At 61.3% G+C, this 538-nt stretch carries 1 protein-coding gene; it reads left to right on the top strand.

Features of this window, described 5'->3' with window-relative positions; all coding sequences use genetic code 11:
* The coding region (locus AC1DWF_RS37970) for an HNH endonuclease (protein ID WP_476843564.1) at window positions 1-370 on the top strand (370 nt) is incomplete at its 5' end.
* Window positions 371-538: the final 168 nt, after the last annotated feature.

Raw genomic sequence — 538 nt, 5'->3', positions numbered from 1 at the left:
GGCGGAGGCGATAGTCGGGCTCGCAGATGACGGCGAGGAGGCCGAGGAAGGCCGGACGCTGAGCCGCATGCACACCTACCGGGAGCGCAATAAGGCCATCGTTGCGCGGTGCAAGGAGGTGGCGCTGAAAACCACAAACAAGCTCGCCTGCGTGGCGTGTGGCTTCGACTACCTAGCGATCTATGGGGAGCGCGGGCGCGGCTTCATCGAATGCCACCACACTAAGCCCCTTCACACGCTCAAGCCCGACGAGAAAACGAGGATCGCAGACCTCATTCTCGTCTGCGCCAACTGCCATCGAATGATCCACGCAAAGAGAAGTTGGCTGTCGCTAGATGAGCTTCGAGAAATCGTTCGGCGGCCCGCTTAGAGCCTGCTCCATAGCCGGCCACCAGGCCACTCAGAGCAGCCGTGAGGTCTCCGCGACAGGTTTCTGCTACGGGTAAGGGCGACATTCCACGAGGCTTGTAGGTTCGGCGGAGGGTTCGCGGGCTGGAGGCTAAGGGCGTTCCTCGAGCCGTGGGTAATGGTTAAACAT

This window comes from Aminobacter sp. P4_D5, from assembly GCF_056401815.1.
This window is presented reverse-complemented; position numbering and strand designations above follow the sequence as displayed.